The organism is Mycolicibacterium hodleri (assembly GCF_025822245.1).
Taxonomy (GTDB): Bacteria; Actinomycetota; Actinomycetes; order Mycobacteriales; family Mycobacteriaceae; genus Mycobacterium; species Mycobacterium hodleri.
In genome coordinates, this window is record NZ_JACKTL010000026.1 from 397,015 (window position 1) to 410,039 (window position 13,025).

Below are 13,025 nucleotides of genomic sequence, written 5' to 3' on the forward strand. Positions count from 1 at the left end.
GTCAGCTCAATCCCAACTCAGTCCGCCGCGTCGCCACACGTAGGCGTAGGCGACGAACACCGTGAGCATGAACAGCAGCATTTCGACCACGGCGAAGAGGCCGAGCGAGTCGAAGGCGACGGCCCACGGGTAGAGGAACACGATCTCGATGTCGAAGACGATGAACAGCATCGCGGTCAGGTAGTACTTCACCGGGAATCGTTGTCCGGTCTGCAGGTCACCGGGTGATCCGGGGGCGACGGGTTCGATGCCGCACTCGTAGGCCTCGAGTTTGGCCCGGTTGTAGCGTCGCGGCCCGATGAGCAGCGCGATGCCGACCGATCCGACCGCGAAGGCAGCCGCGATCACGCCGAGAACCAGGATGGGCAGATAGGCATTCATACAGCTGTGTCGCTCCCTCGGTGGGCTGTCGATGTGAGCTACGACACAGCTTAGTCTCGTTAACGGTCGCGTTGGCGCATTTTGGATAGGATCCGAACGAGCGGCTGCGTACCGACGGCTCGCGAGAGGCTCATCGCGAGAACCCAATGGCGCCAGCCTTTTTCGTGCTGATTACCTGGTCGTGGGGCGTAGCAGCGTCGCGACGGCCTCGCCGAGCCGTATCGGGTCGATCGGATGGGTCACTGCCGCTTCGGCTCGTGACCACGACGCCAGCCACGCGTCGTCCGGGCGTCCCGTCAGCACCAGGATGGGCGGGCAGTCCGCCACCTCGTCCTTCAGCTGCTTTGCCAGGCCGAGGCCGCCGGTCGGGCTGGCCTCCCCGTCGAGGATCGCGAGATCGATGCCGCCCCGGTCCAGATTCGCGATGACGACCGGCGCGGTGGCCACGTCCAGGTACTCCAATTCGGGGAGATCCGGGTGCACCCGCTTGCCCAGTGCACTGCGAACTTGGTCGCGGGTGCGAGCGTTGTCGCTGTAGACCAGGATCTTCAGGGGCGCGTCGGTCACGAGGGCGATGCTACGACGGTCCCGGTGCCGATGACCCCAGGTTCGGCCGTCAGGTCAGCAGTGGCGCCAGGTCGGCCGGGTCGAAGTACTCGCCGCCCCGTTGACCCCGTCGGCGCGCAGGACGTGCTGCTGCACGGACCCGCCGTCGACGAACTGCCGATCCAGAACCTCGTAGCGCCGCGTGGTGGTGGTTCCGATGAACCACCCGATGACCCTCAGGGCGCGATCACGGTCGCCGTCCTCCCGATCCACGGCCCGGGTGGGGTCGTCGTTCACGACGGGCTCCTTCGGGGGTTGACCTCGACTTTGGTTCAGGTTGCACACTCGAAACATGACTACACCAGCGAGGGACAGATTCGACGAGGCCTACCAATCCGGCACTCCGCCTTGGGTTATCGGTGAACCACAGCCTGCCGTCGTCGCACTCGAGCGCACCGGGGCCATCCGCGGCGCCGTGCTCGACGTTGGATGTGGGCTCGGGGAACACACCATCCTGCTGACGGCGCTCGGCTACGACGTGCTCGGCGTCGACTTCTCGCCGCACGCGGTCGAGCAAGCCAGGGCGAACGCGGCGGCACGGGGGGTCGACGGGCACTTCGAGGTTCGCGACGCCCTCACCCTGGACGCCGAGCCCGGTTACGACACCGTCCTGGACAGCGCCCTGTTCCACGTCTTCGGCGACGACGCCGACCGCACGCGGTACGTGGCGAGCCTGCATCGAGCGATCCGTCCGGGTGGCGTCCTGCACGTCCTCGCCCTCTCGGATGCCGGCCGGGGTTTCGGCCCGTCGGTCAGTGAGGAGACCGTGCGGACTGCCTTCGCCGACGGTTGGGAGATCGAGGCGCTCGACGGCACGACCTATCGCGGGGTCGTCGGGCCGGCGCATGCCGACGCGCTCGGCCTGCCGGTCGGCACGGTGGTCGAGGAACCCGCCTGGCTGGGCCGGGTGCGTCGATCGTGAGCGCCTACTCCGCGTCATAGCCGGGATGGGAGACGGCGAGACGGTGGGCGACGAGCCGACGCAACGCCGCGTGCACCTCGGCGGCGCGGTCGTCGAGCTCTCCGGCGCGGATCGCCGCGGCCAGTCCGTGTTCGTCGCCGAAGCCGAGAAGTTCCGGCGCGGGGGAGTCGTCGAGCAGCTCCCGTTCCACCGTGCGTAGGACGTTGGCGGCGACGCGGGTGTGGAAGTTGACGGCGCCCGACGTCGCCTGCCGGACGTCGGTCTCGAGGAACTCGGCGACGGCGGCGATCAGTTCGGCCGCGGTCGGTCTGCCGTGGAGGTGGTTCACGACGCCGACTCCAGCAGGGTGAGCAAGTCGAATTCGGTTTCGCAGACCCGCCGTCCGATGGCGGCCAGTTCGACCGACCGCGTTTGCCCGGAGAGGTGGCGCTCGGCCTGGTAGCGGCAGATCACGCCCCATCGCAGCGTCGACAGCACCAGCCACCAGTGCATGGTCGACCGGTCGACGGCGGTGCCAGAGGCGTCCTCGTATGCCCCCAGGAAGTCGTCGACGCTGCCGAGGCCGCCCGCCTCGAACGACCGGGGGGCACCGAAACGCCAGGCGCGGATGCAGAACCAGGCGAGGTCCTCGTATGCCTCCCCGCGGTGGGTGAGTTCCCAGTCGAGCACCGCGGTGAGCCGGGCCGGCCGCGCGGAGGCGTCGACGATGAGGTTGCCCATGCGGAAGTCGCCGTGCACCAACACCTTCGGCGACGCGGGAGGACGGTGGGCCGCCAGCCACCGGAACGCCCACTCGAACGTGGCCGTCGTGTCCGCCATGGCGTCGAGTTGATCGTGCCACGCCTCGAGCTGGTCGGCTTCCTCGAGGCCGATGCCTGCCGCGTCGGCGCGGTGGATCGCCGCCAGCGCCGTGGCGCACTGCACCACCAGGTCGGCCCGGGACGCGTCGTCCAGGGCCCGGTGAATGCGCCGGACGATGGTCTCACCGGCGACGAAGTCGCACACCAGGAACGGATTGCCAAGGGCCGCGGCCGAATCGTCGGCGACCAGGACGTGCGGCACCGGGGCGCCCGCAGCGGCCGCCCGGGTCAGCGCCGCAGCCTCTAGCCGCATGCCCGCGTGGATCTCGTCCGGCGGACCGATGCGCAGGATCAGCTCCCGGGGTCCGGTGTCGGTGTCCGCCGTGAACGCCCACGTGGCCCGGCTGGCGCCGCCGGTGAGCATCCGCAGGCCGGCGACGGTGACGGCACCCAGCGCGGGTTGCAGCGCCCCGGCCAACGCGGGGGCGAGGGCTTCGGCGTTCACGACCGGCCGAACTTGAACATCCGCTGCGCGACCCGTCGGATCTGAATCTCCTCCGCGCCCTCGGTGATCCGGTATCGGCGATGGTGGCGGTAGATGTGCTCGAACGGCTCGTGCCGGCTGTAGCCGAGGCCGCCGTGGACCTGCATCGCCCGGTCGGCGGCCTCGCACACCAGCCGGTTGGCGCGGTAGTTGGCCATCGACACCTTGTCGCTGACCTCCATGTGGTGGTTGCGGTCCAGGTGCCAGGCGGCGAAGTAGACGAGCAGCCGCACCATCTGTGCCTCGGTCTGCAGCTCGACGAGCGGCCACTGGACGGCCTGGTTCACCGACAGGGGCTTGCCGAACACGACTCGCTCCGAGGCGTACCGGGCGGCCCTGTCGATGCAGTACTGAGCGGCGCCGAGGCTGCTGGCCGCTTGTCGAATCCTGTTCTCGTGCAGGAACGTCTGACCCACCTCCAAGCCGCGGTCGACCTCGCCGAGTACCGCGGTGGACGGTACCCAGACGTCCTTCAGCTCGACCTCGCCATGATCGGTGGGCATGTTGAACGTCCACCAGTAGAAGGGCACGCTGAAGCCGGGTGAGTCGCACGGCACCAGGAACGCGGTGATGCCCGTCGCGGATCCGGCCTGCCCGGACGTCCTGGCGAAGACCAGGTCGTGGGTGGCGCGGTGGACGCCGGTGTTCCATCGCTTGGTGCCGTTGATCACCCAGCCGTCCGCGTCGGCCACGGCGGTGGTCTCCAGCCAGGTGGCGTCGGACCCGTGGTCCGGCTCGGAGAGCCCGAACGCCATCGAGCGTTCGCCGGTCAGCAGGGCCTCGCCCCACTCCTTCTTCTGCTCGTCGGTGCCGAAGCGGTCCATCATGATCACCTGCGGGAAGTTGCCGACGATCGACGACTCGTCCTGCAGATCGTTGTGCAACCCAAGGCCTCTGTGCGCCAGGTGTTCCCGGATGACGGCCATGTCGAGGTTGGTGCCGTCGCGGCCCCCGAACCTCGACGGCAGCCCATAGCGCAGCCAACCCGCCGCGTCGGCCCGCCGACGCATCTCGTCGAGCAGGTCCTCCCACGCGCGCTGCGGGATGCCGCCGTTCTCCCAGTCGGTGCGGGCGTACTCGCGACGCCGGTCGAAGTACTGCATGTGCTCGGCTTCCAGCGGCTTGATCTCCGCGTCGATGAACGCGTCCATCTCGGCCAACAGGCTCGGAAGGTGTTCCGGCAAGGCGAAATCCACGATGATTCCCTTCTAGAGGTCAGGCTCTCACTAGCCGTACAACGTCTTCTGCCAGATGGTCGACAGGGTGCGCACCGCGTCCTCGTCGGTGCGGGCCACTCCCAACGTGCTGGTGTCCTCGCGGAGGTAGACCGCCGTGAACCTCTCGAACAGCAGGGAGATCGCCAGCGCGATGTGTTCGGGATCGAGGTCGGCCCCGTACCCCTGGTCCTGGGCGTGTAGCACCGAGGACCGCACGACGTCGACGCCGAAGCGGCGGAATTCGTGCTGTACCGCGGCGAACCGTGGTTGGCCGGCCGCGAGTTGGTCGACGGCGACCATGATCCCGATGTTCTGCTTGAACATGTTCCAGTATCCGGTGACGGCAGAGACGAAGAAGTCGGTGTCATCGGGTGAGGCGGGGAGGCGCACCCGGGCGCCGAGGGGGGCGACGACGTCGCGCAGGAACGATTCGGCGAGGACGGCGAGCAGGTCCTCCTTGTCGGAGTAGTACCGGTAGAACGCGGCCGGCGACCGTCCGGCCGCGGACGTGATGTCGGTCAACGTGGTGCCGTGGAAACCGCGTTCGGCGAACAGCTTTCGCGCCGCCCGCATGATGGCCTCACGGGTCTGCAGGCCCTTCGCGGTGAGTGACTCGGCAGGCACCGGTGGGCGGGAGCGCAGCGACTCGGAGGATGTCACGGTCGCGTTCAGCTCAGGATGCGATCGCCCGCGCGCAGCAGGGCGCTCGGCAGGTCGTGGCCGACGGCGGTGCGAGCGACGTCCGCGGCGCGGATGGCGGCGGGTAGGTCGACGTCGGTGCCGATGTCGCTGTCGCGCAACAGATAGACGAGGTCCTCGGTGGCGATGTTGCCGCTCGCGCCGGGCGCGAACGGGCAACCACCCAGCCCGCCGGCCGACGAGTCGAGTCGTCGGATGCCCGCGGCCACGGCGGCGTACGCACTGGCCAGCCCGGCGCCACGGGTGTTGTGGAAGTGGGCGCCGAAGGGCAGGTCGCCGACGATCGGGCGGAGGCGTTCGACGAGGGCGGTCACCCGTCGCGGTGTGGTGGTACCGATGGTGTCGGCGACGGCGATCCGGTCGGCGCCGAGTTCGACGGCGGCAGAGGCGACGTCGACCACTCGCCGGGGGTCGGTGGGCCCGTCGAACGGGCAGTCCCATGCGGTCGCGATGATGACCTCGATCGTCGCGCCGCCGTCGTGGGCGATGCGGGCGATGTCCGCGATCAGGTCGGTGGACTCGGCCGTCGAGCGCCCCACGTTGGCGCGGCTGTGGCCGTCGGCGGCGGACACCACGTACTCGATGGAGCCCATGCCCGCGGCGACGGCGCGGTTCGCTCCGCCGGGCCCGGCGACCAGTGCGGAGAAGTCGACCCCGTGCGACTCGCGGAAGCGTGGGAGTTCGGCGGCCAGGGCGGCGGCATCGGCCAGTGCGGGAACCTTCGACGGCGACACGAAGGCGGTGGCTTCGATCTCGCGGACGCCGGTGGCGACCACCGCCTCCAGCAGTGCGATCTTGGCCGACAACGGGATTGGTGCCTCGATCTGGAGGCCGTCGCGCAGGCACACCTCGCGGATCGTGACGTGTTCTGGCAGGCTCGGGCTCACAGGACGCCCTCCGTCCGCAGCGCGTCCAGTTCGGCGGCCGACCGGCCCAACAACTCCCCGTACACCTCGTCGTTGTGCTGCCCCGGCGTCAACGAGCCGCCGTGCCTGATGGTCCCCGGGGACTCCGACAGCACCGGCACCACCCCGGGCCCCTTGACGTTGCGTTCGATTCTCTCGTCCCAGTGGTCGGCGATCATGCCGCGCGACACCAGCTGTGGATCGGTGACGACCTCCGCGACGGTGTTGATGGGTCCGCTGATCACCCCCGCCGCGCTCAGTGTGTCGATGATCTCGGCGGGTTGCCGCTGGGCGGCCCAGGCGGCGATGATCTCGTCGATCGCGTCCTGGTTGCGGCCGCGGCTGACGTGGTCGGCGAAGCGGTCGTCGGTGGCGAGTTCGGGCTGACCCATCGCGGCGCACAGCCGCCGGAAGACCGTGTCCTGGTTGGCGGCGATCACCACCCAGCTCCCGTCGGCCGTCGGGTAGATGTTGGACGGTGCGATGCCCTCGAGCCGGGTGCCGGACGGTCCGCGCACCACGCCGCCGACGTCGTAGTCGGGGATCGTGGATTCTTGGACCGCCAAACATGATTCGGTCAGGGCGGCATCGACGACCTGACCCTCGCCGGTGACGGTTCGCCGGTACAGCGCGGCGAGCGCGCCCTGCGCGGCGAACATCCCCGCCAGGCTGTCGCCGAGCGACAGTGCGAGTCGTGGGGGAGGGCCGCCGGGGAAGCCGTTCATGTGTCGCAGGCCGCTGGCGGCCTCGGCCACCGAGGCGTAGCCGGCCTTGTGGGCGTCGGGGCCCGTTTGTCCGTAGCCGGAGACGCGGACCAGGATGATGCCGCGATTGCGTTCGCGCAGAACGTCATAGCCCAAATTCCACTTCTCCAGCGTGCCGGGGCGGAAGTTCTCCACGACGACGTCGGAGCGCTCGACAAGCTCGAGGAACAGGGCACGGCCGGCCTCCGTCCTCAGGTTGAGCGTGACGGACTTCTTGTTGCGCGCGTGGATCGTCCAGAAGAAGTGGTGCCCGTCGACCTCGGCCTGCCCCCAGGTGCGCAGTGGGTCGGGTGAGCCGGGCGGTTCGATCTTGACGACGTCGGCGCCCATGTCGCCCAGCAGCCGACCGGCGAAGGGCCCGGAGATCAACGTGCCGACTTCGATGACGCGAATGCCGTCGAGTGGACCGGTAACCATCAGACGGACAGTCCCTTCCGGTGTAGCCAATCCGTCACGACACCCACGGCCTGCCGCAGCGTGTCCCGCTGATCGGGGCCCGCGTAGTAGTGGTTGGCGCCGGGAATTTCGTGCATCTCCTTGTCGGGATGTCCGATTGCGTCGAAGAGCCGGCGGGTGTGGCTCGGAGTGCACGCGTCGTCGGCGAGGTTGCCGATCACCAGCGTGGGCACCGCGACGTCGGGGCCGCAGGCCACGGCGTCACCGTTGGCGTCGTCGTAGCTCCACTGGGACAGCCAGCTGCGCAGCGTGCAGAACCGGGCGAGGCCGACGGGGGAGTTGTTCACCACTGCAGGATCGCCCAGATAGCAGGTGCCCGGGGTGCGATCGTTCGGATCGACCGTCGGGTCGAGCCAGCGGGGGTCGGCCATGGTGCCGTGCACCACGAAGGCGAATTCGTCCGCCGGCCGGCCCTCGTCGGAGAGCTTGGCCAATTTCTCCTTGACCCACGCGGTGATGCGCCGGTTGCGGGCCACCTGCGCGGCGCGATAGCGCTCGAGGAACTCGGCCGTGTACGGCGGCTGGTTGGGGTTGGTGGGGTCGTACAGATCCAGCTCGCGATCGCGCTTGGTCGGGTCGGACTCGTCGAGGATCGACGCGTCCAGCCATTCGGTCAGGGTGCCGTGCCGGCTGACGTGAGCGGCGAGCAGCATGAGCCCGTCGGCGGCCATCAGTCCCAGCGTCGTCAGGTCGGGGCCGTCGCCGGACGGGCTGGCCGTGACGGTCGGGTGTTGCGCCTGCTGCTGGTAGAACACCGACAGGGATCCGCCGCCGCTCCAGCCGGCCAGCACCACCTTGGCGTAGCCGAGCCGGTTCTTGGCGTCCTTGATGCACTCGCCGAGATCCTCGACGACCTTCTCCATCAGCAGTGCCGAGTCGGTGCCGCGGAACCGGCTGTTGCAGTAGATGACGTGATGGCCGGCGCGGGCCAGACCGTTGATCATCGGGAGGTAGGCGCCGCCGCCGATGGGATGCATGAAGACCAGCACGGTGTCGCTGGGTCGGTCCGGCTTGAGGAGGTAGCTCTCGAGGACGACGAGCTCGGCCACGCCGCCGTACACGTCCCGCACGCCGGAGGTGTTCTGGTAGGCGACGAGGTACGGGATCCGCTGGTAGTCGTGCCTCACCGGAACGCTCACGCGTGCTGCCCGAGATCGTTGGCCAGCACCTCGGCTGAGGGCACCAGTCTTCGCCGGGTGTCGATCGAGATCACCGACCAGTCCACCCGGGAGTACTCGTCGAACTTGCGGCGGGCCCGTTCGCGGGCCTTCTCCGGTGCGCCGTGGTGAACTCCCTGCGGTGCATGGGAGATCAGCCCGGGCGGCATGGGGATGCCGTAGAGGGACCCGCTGTGGAAGAACGCGATCTCGTCGAAGTCGACGTTGCGGTGATACCACGGGGTGCGCTCGGTGCCCGGCGCGCTCTCGGCCGGCTTGGGCAGGAAGTTCATCACGTAGACGCCGGTCGCCTGCATGAAGAGGTGCACGGTCGGCGGTAGATGCACGCTGTCGGAGGTCACCACGTTGTAGTCGGCGATGTTGAAGGTGAACGGAAAGTTGTCACCGCGCCAGCCTTCGACGTCCAGCGGGTGGTGCCGGTAGTAGAGGGACGTCGACTCCGCCCCGTCGATCTCGGCGTGCACCAGGCGGACTTCGTACTCCCCGTCCCGCAGCGGCCCGTCGCCGGTGTCGATCGGATCCGGGTCCGGGATCACGACCTGCGACGGGTCGAACGGGAAGTGTCTGCCCAGCTGGGCCGGTGGCGGCACCCGGAATTCGTCGGTCGCCTGGATCATCAACAGGGTGGATTGCGAATCCGGCACCTGACGCCACGTGCACGCCTTCGGCACGTACACCCAGTCGCCGACGCGGTAGCGCAGCGGCCCGAACTCCGTCTCGAGCACGCCAGACCCCTCGTGCACGAAGAACAGCAGGTCGCCGTCCACGTAGCGGACGAAGTAGGGCATGGGCTCTGAGCGTCGGGACAGCAGCACTCGGCAGTCGGCGTTGGAGAACAGCAGCAGGGGACCGCCGTCGGCGGCGGTGGCATCGGTGGGCTTGAGCTCGGTGGAGAGGACGTCGAGGGGACGTAGCGGCCCCACCGATCGATACGCGGTGGGATCGTCGCGGCGATACATGTTGGCGGTGCGCCCGGTGAATCCACCACGGCCCAACTCGTCGTCCTTGAGGCCGTCGAGGTCGGCGTGCAGGCGTCGCGGGGTGGTGCCCTTGCGCAGGTGGACGAACGATTCCATGGCTGTCTCCGATGACGTGGGCCCAAACAAAACTGAAACTGACATTACTTTTATATTTGGTGTCTGACAAGGCCTGGGCGGGGGGCGGTCAGTCGAGGTCGACGCGCACCGTCAACAAATTGGTGCCGAAGGCGCGTACGCCAAAGCCGTTGAACCGCGGCAGTTCTCGGAGCCGCGCGCGTGCGTCGTCGTCGGGCAGTAGATGTGCGGTGCCCGCCCGCCACGTGCCGCGCACCCGCACCCGGACGCGGGGATTGGCCTGGATGTTGCGGACGTACTGGGACTTGTCGCCGAACTCGGAGACGAACCAGAAGTGCTGGCCGTCGAGCTTGCCACCCAACGGGGTCCGGCGGGGTTGCCCGGATGTGCGGCCGCGGGTCTCCAGCAGCGTCTGCAGCGGGTTGCGCCGCATCAGCGGGTTGGCCACCCGCTTCTGAAGGAAGTGCGTCACGCTCGTAGTGGGCATGCCCGTCATGTCACACCATCGCCGTCCGCGGAATCTTCATTCCGAGCCTTAGGGCGCCCGACAGTTCACGGCTGGTGTCGTAGTCGAAGACCACGTGTCCGGAGATGACGTCGACGTCGCGCTTGAATCGCTGCAGGGGAGAGGTCAGGAAGTGGGCACTGGCTCCGGAGGCCTCGGTCAAGGCGGCGACTACGGCACGAGACTCGTGCACGATGTGGGCCGCGGCCAGTCTGGCGTCGCCCCGGACTGCTCGCGGAACGAGTTCGCCCTCCCGAACGAGTCCTTCGATCGTCGCCACGGTGTCGGCGAGCAGTCCGCGCAGGGCGCGCAGCCGCACCAACGCCTCCCCAAGGTGAGCCTGGGCGATGGGCTTGTCCCGTTGCATGACGCCCTCGTAGGCGAGCACGCGTCCGGCCAGCCGCTCGGCGTAGATCTCGGCCACCCGTTCGGCGGCGCCGAGTGCCGGCATCGAAGCCAGGAGGGCCAAGGCCGGAACCATCGGCCATCGATAGGTCGGCACGTCGTGCAGGCCCGCACCGGGCGCTGTCCCGGCATGGATGTCGGTCACCTTCACCAGGCGGTGTTCGGGCACGAAGGCGTCGGTGACCACCACGTCGTGGGAGCCCGTTGCCCGCATGCCGTCGGTGTGCCACACGTCGTCGACGGTGAAGTCCGTGGCGGGAACCAGGGCCAAGGCCGGTTGAAGGCCGTCGTCCGGCCCGCACAGCGCCCCGACGATCAGCCAGTTGCCCGCCGTCACGCCGGTAGCCCACGACCAGCGGCCGCTCAGGCGAACCCCGCCGGCGACCGGGAGGCCGCGACCCGTCGGTGCGAGCGGCGCCGGCGCCAGAAAGGGCCGCGTGGCGAAGGCCTCCTCCTGTGCGCGTTCGCCGAACAGGGCCAGCATCCAGTTGTGCAGCACGTAGAAGCCGATGGTCCACGCGCTGGACGTACAGCCGTGCCCCATCCTGCGGACGGGATCGAGGATGGCGGGAAAGTCCGCCTGCTGGCCGCCGAATCGCCTCGGCACCAGGAGTTCGGTGAATCCCGATGCGGTCAGGTCTGCGATCGTCGCGTCGGGGAGTCGTCGAAGCTCCTCGGCCTCGCGGGCGCGGTCGGCCAACCGGCCGACGAACTCATCCGTGATCAACCCGACGTGGCTCATGCCGCCGACGTTAACATACTAAAAAGTATGGTGGATTAGCGTCCCAGCATCAGGTCGAGGAAGCGTTCGGCGCTGAGTTCGTGCCGGGCATCCGGTGTCGCACCGGAGAGGTGAAGAAAGCCGATGCCGGCCGCGAACGTGGCGTTGGCGCGTAGGTCGGCGTCGTCGGCGTCGAAGCCGTAGTCCACGAAGGCTTGCCGCACGGCCCGCAGCACGCGGCGGTCCGCAGCCCGGACGCTCTCGGCCACGGCGTCGTCCGTGCGTGCCCATTCCCGCATCGCCCGCTCGAGCGTCCAGTGCCGCTGGCTGAGCAACGACGACATCATGTGCGACAGCCGCTCCCGGGGGGTTGCCTCACCCGTGTCGTCGAAGGTGGAGCGATCCTGCTCGCGCAACGGGCCCCACGATCCGACGAGAGCGGCACGGTAACTCGGCATCCCGTCGAAGTGCCAGTAGAAACTGCCCTTCGTGACGCCCAGCCGCTCGCACAACCGGTCGACCTTCAAGGCCTTGATGCCCTCCTCCGCGAGCAGGGCATAGCCAGCTTCGATCCAGTCGTCCAATGCGAGCCGGTTGCCGGCAGCGCCGCGGGAACTCGCCACGACCAGCAGTTTAGGGCTCTGAAATGGCCGTCGGTTGACGCAGCCGTCATTCAACGGACGTCTGGCGGAGTGGCTGGCGGTCGTCGCGCCATGTTTTACTTCGTACCGACAAGTTAATACTCAGGTCCGCCTGCTAAGGCTGCGCGGGCGCGGCAGGCGGCGATCCCGTCGCCGCTTTAGGGCGAGCTCGCATCGCCCACGTCGTCGGTTTTCCCGTAACAGGAACTGGATGGATTCGTAGATGTTGTTTGACGGTGTTCTCGGGCGCTGGACGCGCCGACTACTCATGGCGACCATGGCGGTGCTTCTGCTGCCAGGCATGATCGGCGCGGTAGGTGGCAGCGCGACCGCAGGGGCGTTCTCCCGTCCCGGCCTCCCGGTCGAGTACCTGATGGTTCCCTCGCCCTCGATGGGGCGCGACATCAAGGTCCAGTTCCAGAGCGGTGGCCCCAACTCCCCGGCGGTCTATCTCCTCGACGGCCTCCGTGCCCAGGACGACTTCAACGGCTGGGACATCAACACCCAGGCGTTCGAGTGGTACCTCGACTCGGGCCTGTCGATGGTCATGCCCGTCGGTGGTCAGTCGAGCTTCTACTCCAACTGGTACAAGCCCGCGTGTGGCAAGACCGGTTGCCTGACCTACAACTGGGAGACCTTCCTGACCCAGGAGCTGCCCTCCTACCTCGCGGCCAACAACAGCGTGAAGTCGACCGGCAACGCCGCGGTCGGCCTGTCGATGGCTGGTGGCGCCGCGCTCGTCCTGTCGGCGCACCACCCCGGACAGTTCTCCTACGCCGGTTCGATGTCGGGCTTCCTGAACCCGTCGGAGGGTCAGTGGCCCGGTCTGATCAACCTCTCGATGGGTGATGCCGGCGGCTACAAGGCCAACGACATGTGGGGCCCGGCCGAGACGGATCCGGCCTGGCAGTACAACGACGCCATGGTCCAGATCCCGACCATCGTCGCCAACGGGACCCGCATCTGGGTCTACTGCGGCAACGGCACCCCCAGCGAGCTCGGCGGCAACAACCTGCCCGCCAAGTTCCTCGAGGGACTGACCATCCGCACCAACCGCACGTTCCAGGACAACTACATCGCGGCCGGCGGCAAGAATGGCGTCTTCAACTTCCCCGACACCGGCACGCACGACTGGCCGTACTGGGGCGCGCAGCTGCAGCAGATGAAGCCCGACCTGATCAGCCACCTGCTCTGAGGCTGATCCCTGGTTGACAGGTGGCGGGCGG

Annotated in this window: 16 protein-coding genes; 2 read left to right on the top strand and 14 right to left on the bottom strand. The window is 68.4% G+C overall.

What is annotated here, in order from left to right; translation table 11 throughout:
• Positions 1-6: 6 nt before the first annotated feature.
• The 3 genes from H7J06_RS10085 to H7J06_RS10095 form a co-directional block, all read right to left on the bottom strand.
• Positions 7-381 (bottom strand): NADH-quinone oxidoreductase subunit A, encoded by a 375-nt coding sequence (locus H7J06_RS10085; protein ID WP_264038621.1) that lies wholly within the window; start codon positions 379-381, stop codon positions 7-9.
• Between the two features lie 171 nt (positions 382-552).
• Positions 553-948: an Rv3143 family two-component system response regulator gene (locus tag H7J06_RS10090; protein ID WP_264038622.1), complete on the bottom strand. Its 396-nt coding sequence runs from the start codon at positions 946-948 to the stop codon at positions 553-555.
• Positions 949-1,002: 54 nt separating this feature from the next.
• Positions 1,003-1,224 (bottom strand): hypothetical protein, encoded by a 222-nt coding sequence (locus H7J06_RS10095; RefSeq protein ID WP_308205749.1) that lies wholly within the window; start codon positions 1,222-1,224, stop codon positions 1,003-1,005.
• A gap of 55 nt (positions 1,225-1,279) precedes the next feature.
• Here H7J06_RS10095 and H7J06_RS10100 point away from each other — a divergent pair, with 55 nt between their 5' ends.
• Positions 1,280-1,909, top strand: a complete 630-nt coding sequence (locus H7J06_RS10100) for a class I SAM-dependent methyltransferase (protein WP_264038623.1) — start codon at positions 1,280-1,282, stop codon at positions 1,907-1,909.
• Positions 1,910-1,913: 4 nt separating this feature from the next.
• Here the strand turns inward: H7J06_RS10100 and H7J06_RS10105 are convergent, their stop codons facing one another.
• From H7J06_RS10105 to H7J06_RS10155, 11 genes are all read right to left on the bottom strand, one after another.
• The gene (locus H7J06_RS10105; RefSeq protein WP_264038624.1) at positions 1,914-2,237 is read right to left on the bottom strand and encodes a DUF6285 domain-containing protein; all 324 of its coding nucleotides are present in this window, start codon (positions 2,235-2,237) and stop codon (positions 1,914-1,916) included.
• Complete coding sequence (locus tag H7J06_RS10110; protein ID WP_264038625.1) at positions 2,234-3,214, bottom strand: phosphotransferase family protein; 981 nt, start codon at positions 3,212-3,214, stop codon at positions 2,234-2,236. Before H7J06_RS10110 ends, H7J06_RS10105 begins: the two co-directional genes overlap by 4 nt.
• Positions 3,211-4,449 carry an acyl-CoA dehydrogenase family protein gene (locus tag H7J06_RS10115; protein WP_264038626.1) on the bottom strand — a complete coding sequence of 413 codons (1,239 nt, stop codon included), beginning with the start codon at positions 4,447-4,449 and terminating at the stop codon, positions 3,211-3,213. The genes H7J06_RS10110 and H7J06_RS10115 overlap by 4 nt, the downstream gene beginning before the upstream one ends.
• Before the next feature lie 30 nt (positions 4,450-4,479).
• Positions 4,480-5,094, bottom strand: a complete 615-nt coding sequence (locus tag H7J06_RS10120) for a TetR/AcrR family transcriptional regulator (RefSeq protein WP_264038792.1) — start codon at positions 5,092-5,094, stop codon at positions 4,480-4,482.
• A 44-nt stretch (positions 5,095-5,138) separates the two neighbouring features.
• A complete protein-coding gene (locus H7J06_RS10125; RefSeq protein WP_264038627.1) occupies positions 5,139-6,056 on the bottom strand; it encodes a hydroxymethylglutaryl-CoA lyase in 918 nt (305 codons plus the stop codon).
• Positions 6,053-7,255: a CaiB/BaiF CoA transferase family protein gene (locus H7J06_RS10130; RefSeq protein ID WP_264038629.1), complete on the bottom strand. Its 1,203-nt coding sequence runs from the start codon at positions 7,253-7,255 to the stop codon at positions 6,053-6,055. The genes H7J06_RS10125 and H7J06_RS10130 overlap by 4 nt, the downstream gene beginning before the upstream one ends.
• Complete coding sequence (locus H7J06_RS10135) at positions 7,255-8,433, bottom strand: alpha/beta hydrolase (protein ID WP_264038630.1); 1,179 nt, start codon at positions 8,431-8,433, stop codon at positions 7,255-7,257. The genes H7J06_RS10130 and H7J06_RS10135 overlap by 1 nt, the downstream gene beginning before the upstream one ends.
• A complete protein-coding gene (locus H7J06_RS10140) occupies positions 8,430-9,548 on the bottom strand; it encodes a homogentisate 1,2-dioxygenase (protein ID WP_264038631.1) in 1,119 nt (372 codons plus the stop codon). The genes H7J06_RS10135 and H7J06_RS10140 overlap by 4 nt, the downstream gene beginning before the upstream one ends.
• A gap of 88 nt (positions 9,549-9,636) precedes the next feature.
• Positions 9,637-10,023, bottom strand: coding sequence for a nitroreductase/quinone reductase family protein (locus H7J06_RS10145; RefSeq protein ID WP_264038632.1), 387 nt, complete (start codon positions 10,021-10,023; stop codon positions 9,637-9,639).
• A gap of 1 nt (position 10,024) precedes the next feature.
• Positions 10,025-11,179, bottom strand: coding sequence for an acyl-CoA dehydrogenase family protein (locus tag H7J06_RS10150; RefSeq protein ID WP_264038633.1), 1,155 nt, complete (start codon positions 11,177-11,179; stop codon positions 10,025-10,027).
• Between the two features lie 35 nt (positions 11,180-11,214).
• The gene (locus tag H7J06_RS10155; RefSeq protein WP_264038634.1) at positions 11,215-11,781 is read right to left on the bottom strand and encodes a TetR/AcrR family transcriptional regulator; all 567 of its coding nucleotides are present in this window, start codon (positions 11,779-11,781) and stop codon (positions 11,215-11,217) included.
• A 241-nt stretch (positions 11,782-12,022) separates the two neighbouring features.
• Between H7J06_RS10155 and H7J06_RS10160 the strand changes: the two genes are divergently transcribed.
• Complete coding sequence (locus H7J06_RS10160) at positions 12,023-12,994, top strand: esterase family protein (protein WP_264038635.1); 972 nt, start codon at positions 12,023-12,025, stop codon at positions 12,992-12,994.
• Positions 12,995-13,025 lie beyond the last annotated feature (31 nt).